20 protein-coding genes are annotated in these 23384 nt (G+C 72.0%); 15 read left to right on the top strand and 5 right to left on the bottom strand.

Annotated elements, in window-relative coordinates; all coding sequences use genetic code 11:
- Window positions 1–306 precede the first annotated feature (306 nt).
- The 4 genes from PZB77_RS27635 (at window position 307) to tkt (ending at window position 4972) form a co-directional block, all read left to right on the top strand.
- The gene (locus tag PZB77_RS27635) at window positions 307–897 is read left to right on the top strand and encodes a hypothetical protein (protein ID WP_275495345.1); all 591 of its coding nucleotides are present in this window, start codon (window positions 307–309) and stop codon (window positions 895–897) included.
- A 459-nt stretch (window positions 898–1356) separates the two neighbouring features.
- Window positions 1357–1758, top strand: a complete 402-nt coding sequence (locus PZB77_RS27630) for a VOC family protein (protein ID WP_275495344.1) — start codon at window positions 1357–1359, stop codon at window positions 1756–1758.
- Window positions 1759–2132: 374 nt separating this feature from the next.
- Window positions 2133–2654: a hypothetical protein gene (locus tag PZB77_RS27625; protein ID WP_275495343.1), complete on the top strand. Its 522-nt coding sequence runs from the start codon at window positions 2133–2135 to the stop codon at window positions 2652–2654.
- Window positions 2655–2755: 101 nt separating this feature from the next.
- Window positions 2756–4972: a transketolase gene (tkt, locus tag PZB77_RS27620; protein WP_275495342.1), complete on the top strand. Its 2217-nt coding sequence runs from the start codon at window positions 2756–2758 to the stop codon at window positions 4970–4972.
- Window positions 4973–5043: 71 nt separating this feature from the next.
- Here the strand turns inward: tkt and PZB77_RS27615 are convergent, their stop codons facing one another.
- On the bottom strand, window positions 5044–6654 hold the full coding sequence (locus PZB77_RS27615; protein WP_275495341.1) for an ATP-binding protein: 1611 nt from the start codon (window positions 6652–6654) through the stop codon (window positions 5044–5046).
- A gap of 499 nt (window positions 6655–7153) precedes the next feature.
- Here PZB77_RS27615 and PZB77_RS27610 point away from each other — a divergent pair, with 499 nt between their 5' ends.
- Entirely contained in the window at window positions 7154–7600 is a 447-nt protein-coding gene (locus PZB77_RS27610) for a response regulator (RefSeq protein ID WP_275495340.1), read from the top strand.
- Window positions 7601–8266: 666 nt separating this feature from the next.
- Here PZB77_RS27610 and PZB77_RS27605 read toward each other — a convergent pair.
- The 3 genes from PZB77_RS27605 to PZB77_RS27595 all read right to left on the bottom strand — a co-directional run bounded on the left by PZB77_RS27605 (window position 8267) and on the right by PZB77_RS27595 (window position 12121).
- Window positions 8267–8836, bottom strand: a complete 570-nt coding sequence (locus PZB77_RS27605; protein WP_275495339.1) for a DUF305 domain-containing protein — start codon at window positions 8834–8836, stop codon at window positions 8267–8269.
- Window positions 8812–10182, bottom strand: a complete 1371-nt coding sequence (locus tag PZB77_RS27600) for a DUF1996 domain-containing protein (protein ID WP_275495338.1) — start codon at window positions 10180–10182, stop codon at window positions 8812–8814. The genes PZB77_RS27605 and PZB77_RS27600 overlap by 25 nt, the downstream gene beginning before the upstream one ends.
- A 214-nt stretch (window positions 10183–10396) precedes the next feature.
- Window positions 10397–12121 (bottom strand): discoidin domain-containing protein, encoded by a 1725-nt coding sequence (locus PZB77_RS27595; RefSeq protein ID WP_275495337.1) that lies wholly within the window; start codon window positions 12119–12121, stop codon window positions 10397–10399.
- A 336-nt stretch (window positions 12122–12457) separates the two neighbouring features.
- Here PZB77_RS27595 and PZB77_RS27590 point away from each other — a divergent pair, with 336 nt between their 5' ends.
- Window positions 12458–13450: a LacI family DNA-binding transcriptional regulator gene (locus PZB77_RS27590; RefSeq protein WP_275495336.1), complete on the top strand. Its 993-nt coding sequence runs from the start codon at window positions 12458–12460 to the stop codon at window positions 13448–13450.
- Between the two features lie 351 nt (window positions 13451–13801).
- Here the strand turns inward: PZB77_RS27590 and PZB77_RS27585 are convergent, their stop codons facing one another.
- Window positions 13802–14731, bottom strand: coding sequence for a LysR family transcriptional regulator (locus PZB77_RS27585; protein ID WP_275495335.1), 930 nt, complete (start codon window positions 14729–14731; stop codon window positions 13802–13804).
- Window positions 14732–14858: 127 nt separating this feature from the next.
- Between PZB77_RS27585 and PZB77_RS27580 the strand changes: the two genes are divergently transcribed.
- The 9 genes from PZB77_RS27580 (at window position 14859) to PZB77_RS27540 (ending at window position 23332) form a co-directional block, all read left to right on the top strand.
- The gene (locus PZB77_RS27580) at window positions 14859–15860 is read left to right on the top strand and encodes a fumarylacetoacetate hydrolase family protein (protein WP_275495334.1); all 1002 of its coding nucleotides are present in this window, start codon (window positions 14859–14861) and stop codon (window positions 15858–15860) included.
- On the top strand, window positions 15857–16819 hold the full coding sequence (locus tag PZB77_RS27575; RefSeq protein WP_275495333.1) for a cyclase family protein: 963 nt from the start codon (window positions 15857–15859) through the stop codon (window positions 16817–16819). The genes PZB77_RS27580 and PZB77_RS27575 overlap by 4 nt, the downstream gene beginning before the upstream one ends.
- A gap of 22 nt (window positions 16820–16841) precedes the next feature.
- A complete protein-coding gene (locus PZB77_RS27570; protein ID WP_275495332.1) occupies window positions 16842–17972 on the top strand; it encodes an FAD-dependent oxidoreductase in 1131 nt (376 codons plus the stop codon).
- On the top strand, window positions 17969–18967 hold the full coding sequence (locus tag PZB77_RS27565; protein ID WP_275495331.1) for an amidohydrolase family protein: 999 nt from the start codon (window positions 17969–17971) through the stop codon (window positions 18965–18967). The genes PZB77_RS27570 and PZB77_RS27565 overlap by 4 nt, the downstream gene beginning before the upstream one ends.
- Before the next feature lie 21 nt (window positions 18968–18988).
- Entirely contained in the window at window positions 18989–19927 is a 939-nt protein-coding gene (locus PZB77_RS27560; protein WP_275495330.1) for a VOC family protein, read from the top strand.
- 207 nt (window positions 19928–20134) lie between these two features.
- Entirely contained in the window at window positions 20135–21106 is a 972-nt protein-coding gene (locus PZB77_RS27555) for a fumarylacetoacetate hydrolase family protein (protein ID WP_275495329.1), read from the top strand.
- Window positions 21103–21924 (top strand): SDR family oxidoreductase, encoded by an 822-nt coding sequence (locus PZB77_RS27550; RefSeq protein WP_275495328.1) that lies wholly within the window; start codon window positions 21103–21105, stop codon window positions 21922–21924. The genes PZB77_RS27555 and PZB77_RS27550 overlap by 4 nt, the downstream gene beginning before the upstream one ends.
- Window positions 21921–22676 (top strand): CoA transferase subunit A, encoded by a 756-nt coding sequence (locus PZB77_RS27545; RefSeq protein WP_275495327.1) that lies wholly within the window; start codon window positions 21921–21923, stop codon window positions 22674–22676. Before PZB77_RS27550 ends, PZB77_RS27545 begins: the two co-directional genes overlap by 4 nt.
- 5 nt (window positions 22677–22681) lie before the next feature.
- The gene (locus tag PZB77_RS27540; protein ID WP_275496241.1) at window positions 22682–23332 is read left to right on the top strand and encodes a CoA transferase subunit B; all 651 of its coding nucleotides are present in this window, start codon (window positions 22682–22684) and stop codon (window positions 23330–23332) included.
- The last annotated feature ends 52 nt before the right edge of the window (window positions 23333–23384 follow it).

The following is a 23384-nucleotide window of genomic DNA, read 5'->3' as shown; positions in this document are numbered from 1 at the left end:
GGAGCTCCGGCTGGCCCGCTGTTCCCCCTCGCCTCCGGGACGGCCCGTCGGCGGCTTCGTGCCCCTGCTGCCGGTCTCCGGCATGAAGGGAACATAGTAACGCAGAGTGATCGACGGCGGTGAGCGACCCTCGCGCACAGGCGCGCAAAGGCACCGCCCCCCCGCCCGTTCCACCGGCGGGCGCGCCGTGGCCGACGTGGGTGGCGTAGGCCGGATGCGTCGCCCCTGTGGTGCGCCGACCGGGTCCCGGCGAGCGTGGGTGAGGCGTCCGCACCTCCGCGGGCCCAGCAGGCTGAAGGAGCACCGATGTCAGAGCGCAACACTATTCTGCGCAGCGTCCACGATCTGGGGATGGCGGCGTGGTTCGGCGGGTCCCTGATGGGGGCCGTCGGCTTGAACGGAGCGGCTCGGAGCCAGGGTTCCACGGCGGCGGAGACCGACCGGATCGCGAGCGACGGCTGGGCCAAGTGGCTGCCGGTGAACGCCGCGGCGATCGGGGCGCATCTGATCGGCGGTACGGGCCTGCTCGCCGCCAACGCCGCCCGGGTGCAGACCCAGCAGGGTGTCGCCGCCTCGACTCTGGCCAAGACGGTGCTCACCGGGGCGGCCCTGGCCGCGACCGCGTACTGCCGGGTGCTGGGCAAGAAGCTCGAACTGTCCGTCTCCGACGACCCGCGCGACCTGGAGAAGGCGGCGGCCCACCCCGTCGACCTCGACAGGGCCCGCACCCACCTGACGCTCATGCAGTGGACCGTCCCGGCCCTGACCGGCGCCATCGTCGTCCTGAACGCCCTGCACGGAGAGCAGCAGCGCCCGCTCCAGCAGCAGACCGGCATGTTGCGCAGGGCCACCTCGCAGGTACATGCCCAACTGCCCCCGTTCATCCACCACTGCTGATCCGGGGCCTCGGGTCTTCGGAGGTGGAAGCCGGTAGCGGGGCGGCGAACGCCGGCGATCGGTGGGGAGCACCCGAACGCTCCGGACGGTCGGGCGGCGGGAGCCCCGGACACGGGACCCTCGGCACGGGGCCGGCACCGCAGGGGGCGCGGGGTGCGGAAAAGCCGGCCCGCTCCGGCCCGGTCCGCCCCGCGTTCCCTGCCCCACGTCCGTGGCGCGACCGGGGTGCGACCTCGGCGCGACCTGGGTGCGCGGAGCCCTCCGCCCCGTGACCGCAGCCCTCCTCGCCACCTGCCGGAGCCGTCGTGGACGGTCCCGTTTCGCCGGGCGGGCCACGGGCCGAAGGCACTTCCGGACTCCGCCTTCGGAGTGGACCGGGTGGTGCCGGCCGTCTCGCCGGGAGAACCGCGCGCTCCGGCCTCTGTACGTGGCTCTTCCGCTCGTAGATCCTCTGTAGCTGTGACAGACACGGCGAGCACCCCCTCATGGCCCCCAGGTATCAGTGCGATCACCCTCTTCGTCGAGGATCTCGACGCCACGGAGCAGTTCTACCGGGAGGTCTTCGGACTGCCGGTGGTCTTCCAGGACGACAACTCGGCCGTCTTCGCGTTCGGCACCACCCTCATCAACCTGCTGAAGACCACCGCAGCGCCCGCGCTCATCGCACCCGCTCGCGTCGCCCGGGCCGACGCCGGCTCCCGTCTCCAGCTGACCCTGCCGGTGAGCGATGTGGACGCGATGTGCGAGGAACTGACCGCTCGCGGTGTCACTCTGCTCAACGGCCCCGTGAACCGGCCCTGGGGCATTCGGACCGCCAGTTTCCGGGATCCCGCCGGCCACATATGGGAGATCGCCGGGTGACGGCAGCGCCGGGCCCCGGTATCCGGCCCCTCCACCCCTGACGCCGAGGGTGCCCCACCCGGTCGTGGCGGACCGCGTCAGCTGAGGAATCCACCCCTCCCGACCGGTGAGCTCCTGACGGTCGGGAGCCACCGTCGTGAAGACGGGCGGGGCGCCGGGTGGCTGCGCACACCGGCGACGGCGGCTTCCTGACCGACCTCGCCCGCCCGCCCGTCCATTCGGTCATCCGGGGGACGACGGGGCCGCGACGAGTATGAGGGAGGCGAAAGCGGGGAGACGGGTACATCTACCGTTCCTGCCGCCCGCAGCCGGACAGCGCCATCGGCGGGCGGCGTCGCCTTCGTGGCTCCCCATCGATTTCCGGAGGTTCGCACATGTCCGCTCCCGAGGCGTCCGAAAACACCGACCTGCTGGGGATCTACCTCAACGACCACCACACCGGTGCCACCGGCGGCCTGGAACTGTTCCGGCGCGCCGCGAAGACACGCCCGGACGCGCGGGAGGCGGCGGTGCTGGCCGACCTGGCCCGGCAGGTCGACGAGGACCGGGACGCGCTGTCCGCGATCATGAAGGACCTGGGCATCCCGGTCAGCGGCTCCAAGGCGGCCCTCGGCTGGGTGGCGGAGAAGGCGGGCCGTCTCAAGCCCAACGGACACCTGCTCTCCCGTTCGCCGCTGAGCGACGTCGTGGAAGCGGAGTCGATGCTGCTGGGTGTCCTGGGCAAGGCAGCCTGCTGGCGCACCTTGCGCGCGCTGGCCGAATCCGACGAACGGCTCTCCGCCGGACAGCTGGACGCCCTGGTGGACCGCGCCGAGCGGCAGAGCGCCGCGCTGGAGGAACTGCGTGCCGCGACGGCCGCCCGGACGCTGTCCTCGCGACCTGCCGACGCTCGGTGAAGCCCGCCGAAGCCCGCCGTAGGTGACCGGTCCCCTGCCGCAGTCAGCCTGGAACGCGGGGTGGCGACCGCAGCCGCCCCTCTCGACGAAGGAGCGATCGCATGACGAACGACCAGACCGGAACGGCGCGCGGCGACAGGTCCGTGGAGCAACCGGTGGCGGAGCGCGCGGGCTGGGACGAGGTGGACGTACGAGCCGTGGACACCGCGCGTCTGCTGGCGGCCGACGCGGTGCAGAAGGTCGGTAACGGTCATCCCGGAACGGCGATGAGCCTGGCCCCGTTGGCATACCTGTTGTTCCAGAACGTCATGCGGCACGATCCCGCCGATGACCAGTGGCTGGGCCGGGACCGGTTCGTGCTGTCCTGCGGCCACTCCAGTCTGACCCTGTACATCCAGCTCTACCTGGCCGGCTACGGCCTGGAACTGTCGGACCTGGAGGCCTACCGGACCTGGGACTCGGCGACTCCGGGGCATCCGGAGCACCGCCACACCCGCGGAGTGGAGATCACCACCGGTCCCCTGGGACAGGGCCTGGCCGGCGCGGTCGGCATGGCCATGGCCGCTCGCCGCGAACGCGGCCTCCTCGACCCCGACGCCGCAGCGGGCACCAGCCCTTTCGACCACCACGTCTACGTCATCGCCTCCGACGGTGACCTGATGGAGGGCGTCACCGCCGAGGCGGCGTCGCTGGCCGGACACCAGCGACTCGGTGACCTCACGGTGTTCTACGACTCCAACCACATCTCGATCGAGGACGACACCGACGTCTCCTTCAGCGAGGACGTCCCCGCACGCTTCGCCGCGTACGGCTGGCACGTGCAGACCGTCGACTGGACCGGCACCGGCGGCTACGTCGAGGACGTCGACGCGCTTCTGGCGGCGACCCGCGCGGCGCGGGAGGAGACCGGCCGCCCCTCGCTGATCATGCTGCGTACGCTGATCGGCTGGCCGGCCCCGAACAAACAGAACTCCGGCAAGGCGCACGGATCCGCCCTGGGCGAGGACGAAGTCGCCGCCACCAAGCGGCTGCTGGGCTTCGATCCGGAGGCGCACTTCACCGTCGAGGAGTCGGTGCTGGCCCGCACCCGGGAAGCCGCCGACCGCGGCCGCGAAGCCCACACACGGTGGAACGAGAGGTTCGCCGCCTGGCAGCGGGAGCACCCGGACCGGTCCGCCCTGCTGGACAGGCTGCAGAGGCAGGAGCTGCCCGACGGATGGACCGACGTCCTGCCCTCCTTCCCGGCGGACAGCGACAAGGGCATGGCCACCCGTGCCGCGTCGGGCGCCGTTCTCAGCGCGCTGGCGCCGGTGCTGCCGGAGCTGTGGGGCGGCTCCGCGGAGCTGGCCGGCAGCAACAACACCACCATGGACGGGGAGCCTTCCTTCGTGCCGGCCGACCGGCAGACCAAGGACTGGAAGGGCGGCCCGTACGGCCGGACCCTGCACTTCGGGATCCGTGAGCACGCCATGGGCGCGATCCTCAACGGCATCGCCCTGCAGAGCCTCACCCGGCCCTACGGCGGCACGTTCCTGACGTTCTCCGACTACATGCGCCCAGCGGTCCGGCTGGCCGCACTGATGAAGCTGCCCACCATCTACGTCTGGACGCACGACTCCATCGGCCTGGGCGAAGACGGCCCGACCCACCAGCCGGTCGAACACCTGGCCGCGCTGCGCGCCGTCCCCGGACTGGACGTGGTCCGCCCGGCCGACGCGAACGAGACCACCGCCTGCTGGCGCACCGTCCTGGAGCACGGCGACCGTCCCGCCGGGCTGATCCTGTCCCGGCAGAACCTGCCGGTCCTGGACCGCGACAGCGGACAGTACGCCCCCGCGAGCGGGGCGGGCCGCGGCGGATACGTCCTGGCGGAGGCGCCCGACGACGCGACCCCGGACGTCATCCTGATCGGGACCGGCTCCGAGGTCCGGATCGCCCTGGAGGCCCGCGCGCTGCTGGCATCCGAGGGCATCGCGGCACGGGTGGTGTCCATGCCGTGCCGGGAGTGGTTCGCCGCCGAGCCCCAGGACTACCAGGACCGGGTCCTGCCCCCGGAGGTCCGGGCCAGGGTCAGCGTCGAAGCCGCCGTCGGGCAGGGCTGGCGCGACCTGGTCGGCGATGCCGGACGGATCGTCAGCCTGGAGCACTACGGCGCCTCCGCCGACTACCAGCGCCTCTACACCGAATTCGGCATCACCCCCGACGCGGTCGCCGAAGCCGCCCGCGACAGCATCCACGACACCCGACGGGCACCGCGGCCCGGCGGACACCAGCACACCTCCGCCCCTACCGGCAGTGGCACCGGCGACCGCCCCTGACCTGCCTGCCGCGGCCCACTCCGTGAGAGGGCGCGGAAGATCCGTGGCGCGTGCGCGGGGCGTCCACGTGTCTACGCGTCCGCGGGTCCCGCTGATCCGTCGTCGTGCGACGCCCCCGGCAGGGTGAGGACGAAGCGGGTGCCCGCGGTGTGGGTGGTGTCCACGGTGATCGATCCGCCGTGGTGTTCGACGATCTTCTTGCAGAGCGCCAGGCCTATGCCGTTGCCTTCGTAGCTCTCGCGGGTGTGCAGCCGCTGGAAGATGACGAAGACCCGCTCCACGTACTCGGGTGCGATGCCGATGCCGTTGTCGGTCACCGAGATCTCCCAGAACGGGTGTCCGCCTTCTTCGCTTCCCTGGTGGGCCGGGTGGGGTATGCGGCGGGCGGCTATGTGGATGGCGGGCGTGGTGCCGGGTGCGCGGAACTTGATCGCGTTGGAGATGAGGTTCTGCAGGACCAGGCCGAGCTGGGTCGGCTGCCCGTGGACCGTGGGCAGTTCGCCGTAGGTGACGGTGGCGCCGGTCTGCTGGACGGCGACGTCCAGGTCCCCGACCGTCCGCCGGACCACTCCCGTCAGGTCGACGTCTCGTTCGTCGGTGTGGAGGCGGCCGACGCGGGAGAAGGTGAGCAGGTCGTTGATGAGGTTCTGCATGCGGTTGGCGCCGTCGACGGCGAAGGAGATGTACTGCCTGGCCCGGTCGTCGAGTTGCTCGGCGTACCGCCGCTCCAGCAGCTGGCAGAAGCTGGCCACCTTGCGCAGCGGCTCCTGGAGGTCGTGCGAGGCGACGTACGCGAACTGCTCCAGCTCCTCGTTGGAGCGGCGCAGTTCCATGGTCTGGGCGTCGAGCACGTCCCGTGCGTGGTCCTTGAGGGCGAGGTCCTCCGCGAGGCGACGCCGCATGGCGTCCACGTCGGAGGCGAGGATCCGGATGTCGGCGGGGCCGGTGGGGACGAGGGTGTGGGTGTAGTTCCCGGACGCGACCTCGCGGACGTCGGCCCGGAGCCGGTCCAGCGGCCGTTGCACACCCAGCCGCAGGCCCGCGAAGGCCAGGGCCATCAGGGCCAGCACCACGGCGGCGATGATGACGAAGATCGTGTTGCGCACCGTGCGGACGTGAGTCAGATCGGTGCGGGCCCCGTCGCGTTCGGCGGCGATGTGCGCCTGCTGGTCGCGCAGTGCGGTGCGCACGGCGTCGAACTGGGCCCACCCGTTCTCGGCACGCTCCTGGGCCAGGACGGTGGGGTCGGCGGCGGCGGCGACGGGCCGGGCCACGGACCCGTGCCACGCCTCGGCGGTGGCGAGCACCTGTCGGAGATCGGCGGTCGCCCGCCCGTCTCCCGCGGTGAGGTCGCGCAGATCGGCCGCCGCCGTCTCCTGCTGGGTCAGACCGGTGCGATACGGGGCGAGGAACTCCTCGTCGCCCGTCAGCCCGTAGCCGCGGATTCCTGTCTCCTGGTTGACCAGTGCGGCCTCCATGCGCACCGAGGAGATGAGCGCCGGGGACCACCGGTCGACGAGCCGCTGATTGACCGCTGTGGCATGGACCAGGGCCCAGGCGCCGAAGCTGCCGAGGATGAGCAGCACCATCAGGGCAGCCGTCGTGCCGGTGGCGAGCCAGCGGCTCGTGGTCCAGCCGGGCCGTTCCCGCACCGGACGGTGGTCGTCCGGCCGCGAACTCATCTCGGCGCTCTGCACGGTGGCGTGCCTCTCTGTTCTGGGGAGCGGGAAAGAGGGGGTGGAACTCAGGCTCCGGTACTCACGTGGAGCGCGGGCCACCCTACCCTCACGACAACGAAGGTTGTCATGACTCTTCGGCCCGGACTACGGTTCGCCCATGACAGCGGAGACCTCGGCTCGGCCCGGGACCGACGAGCTCGCCGGGCGGGCACGCCGCGCGGTCGCGGACCTGGCACAGTGGCCCCGGGGCCGGCCGGAGAGGGGACGGTTCTTCCCGCGCCTGAGGGCTGGAGCGGCCCGTCGGCCTCCGCTGCGGGCGCCGGCCCTCCCCCGGCCGCGTGGTGGACGACTGTGCCCCCGCCGCCGGCCGGGGAGCCGGAGACCCGCAGCCGGGCAGCACCCGGGGCGTCAGCCGGCAGGTGCCCGCGAACGCCGGCCCCGCCCGGTCCTCACCCGACGGCCCTCCTCCCGCCCTCCGCCCAACGATCTCCGGAGCCCCCACATGAACGGCCTTGCACCCCGGCGCAGCTACACCGTCCTGCTCGTGGAGGACGACGTGGCCGACGCCATGCTCATCGAGGAGGCCCTGATCGAGCGCGGGATGACGCGGGAGATCAACCGGGTCGACGACGGGGTGTCCGCCCTGGAGTATCTCCGCGACCCCGCGAACGACCGCCCGGACCTGATCGTGCTCGACCTCAACATGCCCCGGATGAACGGCCGCGAGCTGCTCAGCGTGCTCAAGAACGACGAGCAGCTCTCCAGCATCCCGATCGTCGTCCTCACCACCTCGGCCGCCCCCGACGACGTCCAGGACGCCTACACCCAGCACGCCAACGCCTACGTCACCAAGCCGGTCAACCTCGACGACTTCATGGAGACCGTCCAGGGCATCGACAGCTTTTTCCTCGGCACCGCCGTCACCCCCCGGCAGCACCGGGCGGGCTGAAGACGCCGGCATCCAGGCGTGCGGCAGAGGGTGGTGGCCCCGTATGGCGGCGGTGGCCGCCGGGTTCGGGTGGCGCACGGTGAGGCCGGCTCGCGCTGTCGGTGAGGGCGGCGACCGTGCCTCCCGGAGTGAACTGGTCGAGCATGTCGACGAGCAGGACCGCGCGTGGGGCGTCGTCGACCGGGACGAGGCGGTGCTGGACGGACTGCGCGGCATCGCTGACGAACGGCTCTGCGTTCCGGGAGGGCGGGAGGCCCTGCGCCGTTACTCGGTGACCGAATCGGTAGTGGTGCGGGGCGCGGCGGCCGCCGGACGCTCGGCGGTACGGGCCTTCGCGGGGCGGGCCCACGGGCGCGGCGCCGGAGCTGTCGGGCGGATCACCGGATCAGGCCCACGTCCCGATCCGGGGTCGGGGCAGGCCGGCCGTCGTGCCCGCCTCCCGCACCGGCCCCGACGGCGTGCGGGTCCTCCTCTCCTGGAACCGGACTACCGCCCGATCCGGTGGAGTGACCGGCGGGCGGACCCGCCGGCCGGCCGCACGCCGCCCACCGCCCGCCTGCTTCCTCCGGCGGGACCGGTGATGCGCGGAGCCCGGGCGGTCGCTCGTCCCCCATGCGGAGACGAGCGTGCGGGACGAGGGAGGGCCCTGCCCGGGAACGTGTGCGGTCACAGCGGTGTCCGTGCCGCGCGCAACGTGTCCAGCCGGGAGATCTGCGCGGCCGCGCTCTTCGCGAGGGATGCGGCCAGGTCCCTCGCCTCGTCCCCCCGGCCCCGGGTCCGCTCGCCGGCACAGAGCATCCGGGACTGCGTGAAGTGGGCGCGCAGCGCGTCGGTGAGAATCCGGTCGTACGCCGGGCCGTTCGCGGCGGTCGCCTCCTCGAGGGTGCTCCGGCTGACCATCCCCGGCATGTCGTGCCCCTCGTGGGGGTGGGTGTCGGGGACGCCCGAGAGTCGCAGGACCGCGCGCAGGCGGCGCAGGTCCGCGCGCAGTGCCGATCCGGTGTCCGCCGCGAAGCCGGCCAGGGCCGGGTCCGCCGTGCGCGGCGGAGCCAGATCGGTCAGGAGCCGCGCACGCTCGGCCATGGGGATCATCAGGAGCGTCCAGGCGCTGTCGGTGGCGTTGAAGGCCGCCGGCGAGGCCCCGGCTGTCGGCTGCGGGGTGCAGCCGACAGCCGGGAGCGCCGTCGCCACGACGCACGCCGACCACAGGGTCAGAACGTGCCGGCGGCGCTGCATTTGGCCTTCTGGTTGATGCAGTCCCTCACGCGGTGTCCGAGAGCGGCGTTGTCCCAGGCGTTGAAGAAGTCGCCGTGGATGGACGATGCCATGCCCGAAGCGAGCCGGAAGCCGCCGGTGCCGCCACTGGTCGGGTAGCTGGTGACGAAGGAGAGGTTGGGGATGGCGACGGGGTAGGCGCCGCTGCATTTTCCGTCGTACGTGAACGCCACGTGCGACTTGTGGTCCGGGCTGTCGAGGTTCTTGCCGTCCCAGCAGTCGGGAAAGACCAGTTGATGGGTGAGGTGGGCCTTGGGGGCGCACACCGGCCAGTTGCCGTCGGCGCTGCGTCCGATCTCGCCGCCCTCACCGGCGCACCAGAACTGGCCGGGAGATCCCGCGGGGGTGGGTGTCTGCGTTTTGGCGCTTCCGGCGATCATGCGGAATCCCTGGGGGAAGGGAACGGTCGCCGCGGGGTCGGTGAGCCGGGAGCCGTAGTAGACGATCATGCCCTCCGGTTCGATGGCCGTGTCGCCCTGGTAGAGGGTGGGGATCCAGTACGCCGAGAGGTCGTCGGCAGGGGTGCAGCTGGTCGGTGTGTGGGCCCGCAGCGACTGGGTCGTGGAGAACGCGTCGGTGCTCTTGTTGCCGAAGAAGCTGTGCATGTGGGACGCGCCGGGGAGTCCCGGCAGGACGATGGGGTCGTCCGGCTTGGAGTGGCTGTAGGTGCAGGTGGCGTTGAACTCAGGGACCCGGACCACGCCCGCGGGCACCGCGGCCGGCGTCATCGCGCGGAACTGCGCCAGTTGGGCGTTCCACTGGGCCTGGTCCACGGGGACCCAGCCGGCCGCTGCGCCGTCGCCCTCACCGGCGAAGGAGAACCAGTTGATGTTGACGAAGTCGCCGGGTGCGGCGCCGCGCAGCACGGCGAACACCGTCTGCGCACCGGTGGGATGGGTGGTGACTTCGGTGGTCCGGGTCGACCAGTTCTGCCAGCCGCCGGTCGGGGAGACCGGTATGACGGCGAGCAGCGGTCCGCTCAGGCCGTCGGTACGCAGCTCCACCGTGCCCGTGCCGACGGCGGAAGCGGTCCGTGCCGACACCGTCAGCCGGCCGGTTCCGCCGAGGTCCACGTTGTCGAAGCGCATCCAGTCGCCGTCGGCGAGGAACGCGGCGTTCTGGCCGCCGCCGGTGTCCGCGGTCGCCTCCAACGCGACGCCGGACTGGGCGGCGTAGGACTCGGCCTGGACCGTGACCGTCGCGGCCTGCGCCTGGGGGGCCGACACGGTCAAGCTCAGGGCGGCGGCCAGGACGACCGCCAGAGCGTTCACCATCAGGGTGTACAGCGGAACGGGATGTCTGCGCATGTCACTTCCTCACGGGCTTCGGGGTGGAGAGGTGCTTCTTGCCGGACCATGGCGGGAGGTGGAGTGCGGGAGCCGGACAGTTCCCTGGAGTCCCGCCGTGTGCGAGGTGCGTTCGAGGTGCCCGGGCCGCCCCGGAGAACGGGTGGGGCGACCCGGGAACCTCGTGGACGCCGGAGTGCCGGAGCACCGCCGGGGTACGGGGTGGGGCCGGGGTCTACTGATAGACCCGCACGTAGTCGACGAGCATCTTGGAGGGGAAGGGGGTGCCGGCGTCCGTCGGGCCCGGCCAGTCACCACCGACCGCAAGGTTGAGGATCATGTAGTGGGGGTGGTCGAAGATCCACGGCCCGCGTGTCTGCTCCACCTGGTCCTTGTCGAGGGTGAAGACGGTCCGGCCGTCGAGGCTGTAGGTGATGCCCCTGCTGTTCCAGTCGGCGGCCCAGGTGTGGAAGTCGTCGGAGAAGTCGGCGTTCCCGGGCAGGGTGTACGGCGAGCCGATGCCGCCTCCGCCGTTGTAGGCGGGTGCGTGGACGGTCGAGTAGGCCGTCTTCACGTCCTTGCCGAGGATCTCCATGATGTCGACCTCGCCGTTGTACGGCCACGGGCGGCCCGTCAGGAAGTCGGCGCCCATCATCCAGAACGCGGGCCACAGGCCGTTGCCCTTGGGGACCTTGATGCGTGCTTCGACGCGTCCGTAGGTGAACTGGAAGGTGGCGCCGGTGTTCATCCGCGCAGAGGTGTACTGGCAGGTGGTGCTGCCGCTCAGCGGGTCGGGCGGGCACGACGCCCCGGCGGTGGCCTCCTTGCGCGCCTCCATCACCAGGTGCCCCGCCCCGTCCAGTGCGGCGTTGCGGTGATCGGTGTAGTACTCCAGCTCGTTGTTGGGGCCGGAGCCCGGGTCGGCCCGCCACTTCGACGCGTCGGGCTTGCCGCCGGCGGCGCCGTCGAAGTCGTCGCTCCACACGAGCCGCGGCGGGTTCGCGGGGTCGCTCGGCAGGGGCGGAGCCTGTACGGGACTGCCGCCGGTGCCGTACACCTGGAACTCCCACAGCGAGTATCCGTAGGGGGTGGCGCGCTGTGTCCCGTACATGCGCACGTAGCGGCCGGTTCCCGAGACGGCCAGCGTCTGCTTGAAGCCCGTGCCGGACGTCGTCGAGTAGATCGGTGTCCAGTCGGCTCCGTTCGACGAGACCTGGATCTGGAAGGACTTGGCGTAGGCGGGGTCCCACTGCAGGACGACCTTGTCGATCTGTGCCGTGGCGCCGAGATCCACGGAGATCCAGCCCGGATCGGTCCAACCCGTCGTGGGGCTCGTGGCCCAGCGGGAGGCCGGATCGCGGTCGAAGGCCCTGGCCGGTGTGCACTCCCAGCAGTTCGAGTCGGCCTGCGAAGAAGAAGCCACGCCCTGCTTGCCGTAGGAGAGGAGCTTGCCGGCGTCGCCGCCGGGGTTGCCGGCACCGGCGGTGCCGTAGACCTGGAACTCCCACAGGGAGTAGCCGTAGAGCGTGGCGCGCTGCGTCCCGTACATGCGCACGTAGCGGCCGGTGCCGGTGACGGCGAGGTTCTGGACGCCGCCCGTGCCGGTGGCCGTCTGGTGGACGACGGTCCAGCTCGCCGCGTCGCTCGACACCTCGATCCTGAACCCCTTGGCGTAGGCGGCCTCCCAGGTGAGGACCACCCGGCTGATCGCGGCGTTCGCCCCGAGGTCGATCTGGATCCACTGCGGGTCGGCGAACCCGCTGGACCAGCGCGTCCCAAGGTCGCCGTCCACGGCGCTGGAAGCACCGAAGGGGCCCTCGGTGCTCGACGCGGTGACGGGCTTCGCCTGCGAGAGCAGCGTCTCCGCCGCCTGCGCGGAAGGGGCGGGAAGAGCGGTGAAGGCGAACAGAGAGGCCGCGAGGGCCAGAAGTAAGGCGAAGCGACGCAGCGGCGCGTGCATGGGCGACTCCTCCGGTGTGGGGGGGGAGGGAGCTCAGGGAGCGCTCCCTGAGAGGGAGGATGGAGGGGCCGGTAGAGGCTGTCAAGGCCTCTTTCACCTCGTAAAAAAAGCGCCTCGTCGCCGAGGTGAGTTCTCAGGGAACGGTCTCTCGGCGACCTTGTGCGATGTCGGGGTCCGTGGCGTCGGCGGCGGGCAGGACATGCCCGGGCCGTGCTCCGGCCGCTCCGGCCTGCGGATACGCTGCTCCCATCGCCTAGACGCAGAGCCGGAGGTCGCCCCGATGAGAAAACCCGCTCCGCGCAGGCACTTGGGCGGCGGTTCAGGGGACGGACCCGCATGAGACGCCCCACGCTCGAAGTGGTCGCCGCGCGGGCGGGCGTGTCCAAGTCGAGCGTCTCCCGCGTCATCAACGGCGAGACGACGGTCGCCCCCCAGATCAGGGACGTCGTCATGCGTGCCGTCCAGGAGCTGGGCTACGTGCCCAATGGAGCGGCACGCAATCTCGTCACCCGGCGTACGGACACCCTTGCCGTCGTGGTCTCCGACCCGCCGCAAGGAGTCGTCTCCGACGACCCCCTCTTCTCCGCCGTGGTCCGGGCCGTCAGCAGGGAGCTGGAGAACGCGGGCAAACGGCTCGTACTCATGCTCGCGGAATCGGACCGGAGCCGGACCAGGGTGGTGCGGTACATCGCGGGCGGGCACGTGGACGGTGTGCTCCTCGTCGCCCTGCACGGTACGGATCCGCTGCCGGCCGCGCTGGCCCGGCAGGGCCTGCCCGTCGTGTCGTTCAACCGCACCTCCGCACAGGACGTCCCGTACGTGGCGCTGGACAACGCCGGTGGAGCGGCCCTGGCCGTGCGTCATCTCCTGGAGCGCGGGCGGCGCCGGATCGCCACCATCACCGGACCGCTCGAACTGTACGAGGCGCGCGAACGTCTCGACGGCTACCGCCGGACTCTGCGTGACACCGGCCGGCGCTCCATCGTGGCGCTGGGCGACTTCACCCGGGCCTCCGGCGCCGAGGCCATGCGTCAGCTCCTGGAGGACGATCCGGGTCTCGACGCGGTGTTCGCGGCCAACGACCTGATGGCGATCGGGGCCCTGCGTACCCTTCACCGCGCGGGCCGACGGGTCCCCGAGGACGTGGCGGTCGTCGGCTTCGACGACATCGAGGCCGCGTCCTACACCAGCCCGGCGCTGACCTCGGTGCGCAGCCCGATGGCCGACCAGGCGACCGCCGCCGTCCACCTGCTCCTCGGCCTGATCGACGGGGGCCCGGCCACGCCGGTGATCATGCCGAACGAACTCGTGGTGCGCGAGTCGACCTGATCTTCCGGCAGGGCCCCGCCGGGTTGTCCGGGTCGTGCGGGAGGCCGGCGGAGTGCGGCGCTCCTGGCGGCGGCCGGCGGGGGACGGGGGGTTCCCCGGGCGGGTACGTACGGGGCGCGGGAGCGGGCAGGGCGGGACGGCGGAATGCAGTCCCGGGCCCGATGGGAGGGGAGGCGCCCCCAGCGGCGTTTCCCTGCCGTGCGGTCGCCGGGACCGTCTGTCCAGCCCTGGCGCGATCCGATTCACGGATGCCCCGGATCCACGCCGTGGATGCCGTGGGGCCGGTCTACGCCGATCGGGATGCCGACCGGGCGGTGCGGTGCCGGGTCGGCGGGAGGCCCGCAGCGCCCGTCAGGAGGACGCCGGCCGTCCGGGGGCGTCGGCCATGCGCCGTCCGACCCGGGCGGCCGTTTCGCGCAGCCAGATGTGGGCGGCGTCGTGGGTGTGCACCGGGTGCCACCACATCGATTCCCGCAGCGGAACCGCCTCGTAGGGGGGTTGCAGGACGCGTACGGCCGCCAGCGGGGAGAGAAGACGGGCGAGGCGGGCCTGGATCAGGGCGATCCGCCGGGTCCCCGCGACCAGCAGCGGCAGCACCTGGAAGCTGTCGACGGAGACCTCCACCCGCGGTTCGACACCCAGCATCCCGAGTTGGCGCACGGCGGGGGCGTCGTAGGTGCGCTGGTAGGTGACCCAGGGCAGCCGGGCCAGGTCCGCCCGGGTGAGCCGGTCCTCCACGCTCGGGTGGTCGTCCGCGACGAGGAAGACCCAGCTGTCCTCGTAGAGGTCGGTGGCGGGGAAACCGCTGATGACACCGTGCGGCATGAGCAGACCGTCGGTGGTGCTCAGCAGTGTGGCCGTGTCGTCGACCACGGTGGGCGGGGTCTGGGCGAAGCGCAGGCGGACGCCGGGGGCCTCCTCGTGGACGACCCGCGCGAGTTCGGCCCCGAAGACGGCGACGGCGTAGTCGGAGGCGATCAGCTTGAACTCGCGGCTCTCACCGGCCGGATCGAAGACGGCCTGACTGGCGAAGAGACGTTCCAGTACGTCGTAGGCGGTCGAGGTGCGGTCGAGGAGGACCTGGCCGAGGGCGGTGAGTTCGTAGTGGCCGCCGACCCGCGCCAGCAGGTCGTCGTCGAAGTGCCGTCGCAGTCGCGCGAGGGCCGCGCTCATGGCCGGCTGGCTGAGCCCGACGCGCTGTCCTGCGCGCGTGACGTTGCGCTCCTCCAGCAGGGCGCGCAGTGCGACGACGAGGTTGAGGTCGAGTCGGGACAGATTCACGGGCTTTCTCCCTACGAGGCGGCGCCCACCAGGAGAAATAAACACTGTGGATGACACTCATCCATACAATCTATTTCCATGATTCCGGGTGGCGGGTTCAGATTAGTCCCACCGCAATCAGGAGGACATGCCCGTGAAACCTGAACCCGCGTCCGCGCTCTTCGCCGGACCGTTCGCCCTCGCCACGCTCTCGGCCCCGGACGGACCGGCGTTCCCGGCCCTCGTCACGCCCGACGCCCGGGTGCTCGACCTCCGGGCCGTACTCGGCGACGACCGGCTGGACGTCCGGAGCCTTCTGGAGAGCTGGGAGTCCGCGCTCCCCCGGCTGGAGGCGCTGGCCGGGAGCGACGGACCGGAGCGAAAGCCCCTGGCGGACTTCCGGGTGCACGCCCCCGTCGAGCCGCGTCAGGTCTTCCAGTCCGGCGCGAACTACCGGCAGCACGTCATCGACCTGCATGTCGCGCACCGGGCCCCGGACGACGACCGCTCCGAGGAGGAGCGGCGCGCGGAGGCGGCGGAGATCATGGACCGGCGCGCGACGGAGGACCTGCCGTACGTGTTCATCGGCCTGCCGAGCGCGATCACCGGGCCGTACGACGACGTCGTGCTCCCCGCGTGGGCCGGGAAGCCCGACTGGGAGCTGGAGCTGGCGGTCGTGATCGGCCGGCCCGCCTACCAGGTGCCGGTCGAAGAGGCGCTGGACCACGTCGCCGGGTACACGATCGCCAACGACCTGACCGATCGCGGGACCGTCTTCCGCCGTGACATGCCGCAGATCGGCACGGACTGGCTGCGCAGCAAGAACGCCCCCGGCTTCACCCCGCTCGGGCCCTGGATCGTGCCCGCCGGGTCGGTCACCGACCCGGACGACCTGCGGGTGACGCTGAAGCTGAACGGCGAGACGATGCAGGACGAGTCCACCGAGGACATGATCTTCAGCGTCGCGCGCGTGGTGAGTTACGTGTCGCAGACCGCGCGCCTGCTCCCCGGCGACCTCGTCCTGACCGGCAGCCCGGCCGGGAACGGCATGCACTGGGGCCGGCTGCTGCGCGACGGGGACGTGATGGAGGGTTCGGTCTCCGGGCTCGGTGTCCAGCGCACCCGGTGTGTCGTCGCGGAGGAGTCATGACCCTCGACCGCACCGACCCCGAGGGGGCGATCGCCGAGGCGGCCAAGGCGTACTCCAACTGGGGACGCTGGGGCGCGGACGACGTGCTGGGCACCCTCAACTTCCTCGACGGGGCCAAGCGCCGCGAGGCGGCCGCGCTCGTGCGGCGGGGGGCCAGTTTCTCCCTCTCCCAGAGCTTCGACATGAACGGCCCGCAGAAGGGCTGGCGCCGGCGCACCAACCCCGTGCACACCATGCTCGACACCGGCACCGACGCCGTCGTCAACGGGCAGGGGTTCCCGCACGGCCTCGGTGGCGCCGACGACGTGATCGCGATGCCGCTGCAGTGTTCCACCCAGTGGGACGGGCTCGGGCACATCTTCGACCACGGCAAGGCCTGGAACGGACGTCCGGCGGAGCAGGTCGTCACGTCCGAGGGCGACCTCGTCACCGGCATCGAGCACATGGCACCGCACGTCGCCGGCCGCGGGGTGCTGCTGGACGTCGGCCGTGCGATCGGCGAGGACGGGGAGTTGCCGGACGGCTTCGCCATCACCGGGGAGCACCTGGCGGCCACGGCCGGGGCCCAGGGGGTCGCCGTGGGGCGCGGCGACATCGTGCTGGTGCGGACCGGGCAGCTCGCCCGGGTCCGCCGCGACGGCTGGGGCGAGTACGCCGGCGGCCCGGCCCCCGGCCTGTCGTTCACCGCGGCCGGATGGCTGCACGGCACGGAGATCGCCGCGATCGCCACCGACACCTGGGGCTTCGAGGTGCGGCCCAACGAGTTCGACCACGCCTTCCAGCCGCTGCACCAGGTCGCCATCCCCAACATCGGATTGCTGATCGGCGAGATGTGGGACCTCGACGCACTCGCCGAGGACTGCGCGGACGACGGGACGTACGACTTCCTCCTCACCGCCGCGCCCTTGCGCATCACCGGTGCGGTCGGCAGCCCGGTCAATCCGATCGCCGTCAAGTAACAAGAGGAACAAGGGAGTTCCCATGAGCACATCCCGTACGGTCCTGGTGGTCGGCGGCGGGGCGGCAGGCAACGCCGTCACGGTCCTGCTGCGCCGGGCCGGCTTCGGCGTCGACCTGGTCGAGGCGAAGGAGGACTGGAACGCGACGGCGGGTTCCGGCATCACCCTCCAGGGCAACGCCCTGCGCGTGCTGCGCGAACTCGGCGTCTGGGAGCGGGTGGAGGCGTCCGGTTACGGCTTCGGCTCGGTCGGCATCACCGCCCCCGACGGTACCGTCCTGCACGCGCAGGACGACATCCGCAGCGGAGGCGACGACCTGCCGGCCACCGTCGGCATGCAGCGCCCCCAGTTGCAGCGGATCCTCATCGACGCCGTCCGCGGGAGCGGGGCCCGGGTGCGCCTGGGCGTCCGGACCACCGGCCTGGTTCAGGACGACGACGGCGTCACCGTGCGCTTCTCCGACGGCACCGAGGGCCGCTACGACCTGGTGATCGCCGCCGACGGACTCGGCTCCACCACCCGCGCCGCCATCGGTATCACCGCGAAGCCCGAACCGACCGGCATGGCCATCTGGCGCGTCGCCGCCCCGCGTCCGGCCGGCCTGACCCGCACCGACCTCGCCTACGGGGGGCCGGCCCACATCGCCGGCTACTGCCCCACCAGCGAGACGACCCTCTACGCGTACGTGGTCGAGGCCAACCGCGACCGGGCCTCCATCCCGGTGGACTCGTACGCCGACGAGATGCGCCGCCTGACCTCCGCCTACGGGGGCTTCTGGCCGGAGATCACCCGGACGATCACCGACTCGGGACAGGTGAACTACACCTGGTTCGACCGGCTGCTGGTCGAGGGCTCCTGGCACCGCGGACGCGTCGTCCTCGTCGGCGACGCCGCCCACTGCTGCCCGCCCACCCTCGCGCAGGGCGCCGCCCTGTCCCTGGAGGACGCCCTCGTGCTCGCGCGGATGCTGACCGGGGCCGAGAGCTGGGACGACGCGCTGTTCCAGGCGTACTACGAGCGCCGCATCGCCCGGGTCCGGCCCGTCGTGGAGGCGTCCGTGCAGATCGGGCAGTGGCAGCTCGACGGGGTGCGGGACGCCGACGTCCCCGGCCTGATGGGCCGCACCATGACGATGCTCCGGGAGCTCCCGTGACCTCCCCGACCGTCGACGTGCACGCCCACGTCCTGCTGCCCGAGGTCGAGGCTCTGGTGGCGGGGCTCCCGGGACTCGCGGAGGCCAGGGAGCTGGACGCCCGCCGCAACGGTCCCGCGGCGCTCGCCGTCAGCGGCCCCATGGTCGGTGCCCGCATACCGAAGCTGACCGACGTCTCCGTACGCCTCGCGGCGATGGACGCGCAGGGGGTGGACGTCCAACTCGTCAGCCCTTCCCCGTCGCAGTACCACTACTGGGCCGACGAGGAGACGGCGGAGAAGGTGTACCGGCTGGCCGGTGAGGCCACCGCCGCGCACTGCGCGGCTGCTCCGGACCGGCTGCGGGGCCTCGGCCTCGTACCCCTCCAGCACCCGGGCCTCATGGTGCCCGCTCTCGACCACGCGCTGGAGCAGGGATTGGCGGGGGTGGAGCTGTCCAGCCACGCCCCGGGGCGGGAGCTGTCCGACCCGGCGTACGAGCCGTTCTGGTCCCGGGCGGAGGAGACGGGTGCGATCCTCTTCCTGCACCCCTTCGGGTGCACGCTCGACGAGCGCCTGGACCAGTGGTACCTGTCCAACACGGTCGGTCAGCCCACCGAGAACGCCGTGGCGCTCTCGCACCTCATCTTCTCCGGGGTGCTCGACCGTCATCCCGCGCTGAAGCTGGTCGCCGCCCACGGCGGCGGCTACCTGCCCACCCACATCGGCCGCTCCGACCACGCCTGGTCGGCGCGCTCCGACGCGGGTGCCGGATGCGCCCGTCCGCCGAGCAGCTACCTGAAGCGGATCCACTTCGACTCGCTCGTACACGACCCGGACGTCCTGCGGGAGCTGATTCGCGTCGCCGGCGCCGACCGGGTGCTGCTCGGCTCGGACTTCCCCTTCGACATGGGCACCGACGATCCGGTCGCCGCCCTGCGCGCCGCCGGTCTCTCCGAGGCCGACTTCGACTCCGTACGCGGGGGAAACGCCGCTGCCCTGCTGCGCCATGCCTGACCTCAACGAGGAGGAAGCACCATGAACGGACGTCTGCTCACCCACCTGCGCCACGTGGACCTGGCGGTGCCGGACTACGAGAAGCAGCTCGACTTCTACGGCGGGGTCTGGGGCCTCACCAAGGTCTCCGAGGACTCGGGGATCTCCTTCCTGGCGGCCGAGGGCTCCCCCGAGAACTACGTCGTGCGGCTGCGCAAGGCCGAGGAGAAGCGCCTCGACCTCGTCTCCTACGGCGCGGCCGACGCGGCCGCCGTCGACACGCTCGCCGAGCGCCTGCTCGCGGGCGGCGTGCAGCTGGTGTCCCGGCCCGGGAACCTGGACACGCCCGGTGGCGGCTACGGCTTCCGCTTCTTCGACGTGGACGGCCGCACCCTCGAGGTCTCCGCCGACGTCGAGGTGCGCCGGCACCGGAAGATCGAGGAGAAGGAGGCCATCCCGGTCAAGCTCTCCCACGTCGTCCTCAACTCCCCCGACCTCAACCGCACCCGCGAGTGGTACGAGCGCCACCTCGGCTTCGCGCTCTCCGACACCCTCAGCTCCCCGCACATGGGCGAGGTCATGCACTTCATGCGGATCAGCAACCAGCACCACTCCATGGCCATCGCCCAGGGCCCGCACACCGCCCTGCACCACGTCTCCTTCGAGATGCGCGGCATCGACGAGTACATGCGCGGATCCGGCCGCGTCATGCGGGCCGGTTTCAAGAAGGTCTGGGGTCCCGGCCGGCACATGGCGGGCGACAACACCTTCACGTACTTCCTCGACCCCCACGGCAACACCGTCGAGTACACCACCGAGCTGGAGAACCTCGACGAGGACACCTGGCACCCCCACGTCTACGACTTCTCGCAGCCCGAAGTCACCGACCAGTGGGGCACGGCCAACGCGATGAACGAGATCGTCGCCAAGGAGTCGTTCAACGATCCCGACCGCGGCGTCTTCGTCGCCCCGCCGGTCTGACCGGTCGTCCGGCGGCCCACGGCGAGGGGGAGGTGGCGCCCGCGCTCGACGGCGGGCGCCACCTCCCCCTCGATCCGCCGGACACCCCGTGCCCCGCGGGGTGCGGGCCCTCGTCGCCGCCCCGGCCGGCGGACGCCCGGCGCCGCGACCCGACGCCCGTCCCCGCCCCACTCCCCCGCACCCCCTCGCCTCCCCCAGGAGCCGCACATGCGTTTCGCCGCCTACGAGCACCAGCACCGCCACCGGGTGGCCGTCGTGGAGGAGGACGGGACGCTCTTCCCCCTCCCCGGTGTCACCTCCCTCACCGCTCTCCTCAAGGAGACCGGAGGGCTGCCGGGGCTGCTCGCCGCCGGGGCGGCTGCGCTCGACGTGCCGCCCGGTCCGCACGTCTCCCAGGTGCGGCTGCTCCCTCCTCTGGAACCCGCCTCCGTACGGGACTTCGTGACCTTCGAAGAGCACGTCGAGGGGGTACGCCGCGCCGTCGACGGTGTCGCGGGCGTTCCCGAGCAGTGGTACGCGGCGCCGACCTTCTACTTCACCAACCCGCACGCCGTCTACGGCCCGCACGACGGAGTGCCGATGCCCCCCGGCTCGGCCGCCCTCGACTTCGAGCTGGAGGTGGGTGCCGTCATCGGCCGGGAGGGGCGCGACCTCACCCCCGAGCAGGCGCGGGACCACATCGTCGGCTACACCGTCTTCAACGACTGGTCCGCGCGGGACCTGCAGTCCGCGGAGATGAAGGTCGGCCTCGGCCCCTGCAAGGGCAAGGACACCGCCACGACGCTCGGTCCCTACCTGGTCACCGCCGACGAGCTGGAACCGTACCGGGACGCCGAAGGGCTGCTGCGCCTCGCGCTGACGGCGGAGGTCAACGGCGAGGTGATCGGCAGGGACCTGCTCTCCCACATGAGCTGGACGTTCGAGGAGATGACGGCCTACGCCTCACGGGGCACCCGTGTCGTACCCGGCGACGTCCTCGGCTCCGGCACCTGCGGCAACGGCGGCTGCCTCGCCGAGCTCTGGGGGCTGCGCGGCGAGCAGACGCCGCCACCTCTGGGGCCGGGCGACACCGTGCGTCTCACGGTCGAAGCCATCGGCACCCTGACCAGCACCGTCGTGCCCGGTGTGGAACCCGTGCCGCTGCCGGCCGGCCGGCGTCATGACCGGGAGCGGCCGTGAACGAGGTCCCCGGGCAACGGCTCCTGGGCAAGGTCGTCGTCGTGACGGGTGCCGCCCGGGGCCAGGGAGCCGCCGAGGTCGCGGCGATCGCCCGGGAGGGCGCGCACGTCGTCGCCACCGACGTCGGATCCGCGGACGGCTGCCGCCGCCTCGACGTCAGCGAGGAGAGGGACTGGGCCGAACTGGCCGCCGAACTCCGCGAGACGTACGGCCAGGTCCACGGCCTGGTGAACAACGCGGGTATCACGTGGCGCGCCAGGATCGGCGACGTGCGCCCCGAGGACATGGCCCGGGTCCACGCCGTGAACGTCACCGGTCCGCTGCTCGGCATCCAGCACCTCGCGCCGCTCATGCCCGCCGGCTCCTCCATCGTGAACGTCGGCTCCTCGGCCGCCCTCACCGGCCACTACCCGGTCGCCTACACGACCAGCAAGTGGGCGCTGCGCGGCCTGTCGAAGACGGCGGCCCTCGAACTGGGGCCGAGCGGCATCCGCGTCAACACGATCCATCCGGGCTACATCGAGACGGAGATGACCGCCTCGGCCGCTCCCGCCTTCCGGGAGGCCAACATCCGCGAGACGCCGCTCGGCCGCACCGGAACCGTCGAGGAGATCACCCCGCTGGTCGTCTTCCTGCTCTCGCGGGAGTCCTCGTTCATCAGCGGGGCCGAGATCGCCGTGGACGGCGGCCTGACGGCGCACGGCGGTGTCAAGTCCGTCTCCGACGCGTTGCGGCCGGTGAGCGGCGCCGTCACCACCGGAGCCGGGGCGGGCCTCCTGTCCGGCCCGGTGCCGCCACCCGAAAGGAACCCGTTGTGAACAAGGTGCACGCCGACGCGGCCGATGCGGTCGCCGACATACCGGACGGCGCCTCGCTCGCCGTCGGCGGTTTCGGCCTCTCCGGTATTCCCGCCGTCCTCGTCGACGCCCTGCACGCGCAGGGCGCGACCGGGCTCCGGGTGGTGTCCAACAACTGCGGGGTGGACGGCCGCGGTCTCGGCGTCCTGCTGGCCGCCGGCCGTATCCAGCGCGTCACCGGCTCCTACGTCGGCGAGAACAAGGAGTTCGCCCGCCAGTACCTCTCCGGCGAACTGGAGGTCGAGCTGACCCCGCAGGGCACCCTCGCGGAGCGGCTGCGCGCGGGCGGCGCGGGCATTCCCGCCTTCTACACCCCCGCCGGGGTCGGCACCCAGGTGGCCGAGGGCGGCCTGCCGTGGCGGTACGCCCCCGACGGCACGGTGGCCCTCGCCTCCCCGCCCAAGGAGACCCGGCAGTTCCAGGGAGACTCGTACGTGCTGGAGCACGGCATCACCACCGACTTCGCCCTGGTCCGCGCCTGGCGCGGGGACCGCCACGGGAACCTGGTGTTCCGCCGCGCGGCCGCGAACTTCAACCCGCTCGCCGCGATGGCCGGCCGCATCACCGTCGCCGAGGTCGAAGAGCTCGTGGAACCCGGCGAACTCCAGCCCGACCAGGTGCACCTGCCGGGCATCTACGTACAGCGCGTGGTGGAGCTGACCCCGGCCGAGGCAGCCGACAAGCAGATCGAGAAGAGGACCGTACGCGCATGAGCACCCTGGGCTGGACCCGCGACCAGATGGCCGCCCGCGCGGCCGCCGAACTCGACGACGGCTCCTACGTCAATCTGGGCATCGGGCTGCCCACCCTGATTCCCAGCCATCTCCCCTCCGGGGTGCACGTGGTGCTCCACTCCGAGAACGGCATCCTCGGTACCGGCCCCTACCCGACCGAGGGGGAGGTCGACCCGGATCTGATCAACGCCGGGAAGGAGACGGTCACCGTCCTGCCCGGGGCGAGCTTCTTCGACTCCGCGCTCTCCTTCGGCATGATCCGCGGCGGCCACGTGGACACCGCCGTCCTCGGTGCCATGCAGGTCTCCTCCCACGGGGACCTCGCGAACTGGATGATCCCCGGCAAGATGGTGAAGGGCATGGGCGGCGCCATGGACCTCGTCCACGGTGCCCGCCGGGTCATCGTCCTGATGGAGCACACCGCCAAGGACGGCACACCGAAGATCCTCGACGCGTGCACCCTGCCGCTGACCGGCCAACGCTGCGTGCACCGGGTCATCACCGACCTCGGCGTCCTCGACGTCACCGCCGACGGCCTCGCCCTCGTCGAGACCGCCCCGGGCGTGTCCGTCGAGGAGATCACCGGGCGCACCGGCGCACCCCTGCGCCTGGACGGCGTCGCGGCGGCCTGCTGATCCCGGACCGCCACCCGGTCGCCACGCGGGCGGCCGGGTGCGGTACGAAGTC

Origin of the sequence: Streptomyces sp. AM 2-1-1 (assembly GCF_029167645.1) — a bacterium.
Taxonomy (GTDB): domain Bacteria; phylum Actinomycetota; class Actinomycetes; order Streptomycetales; family Streptomycetaceae; genus Streptomyces.
The sequence above is the reverse complement of the archived record's forward strand: the minus strand, read 5'-3'. Positions and strand labels throughout refer to the sequence as shown.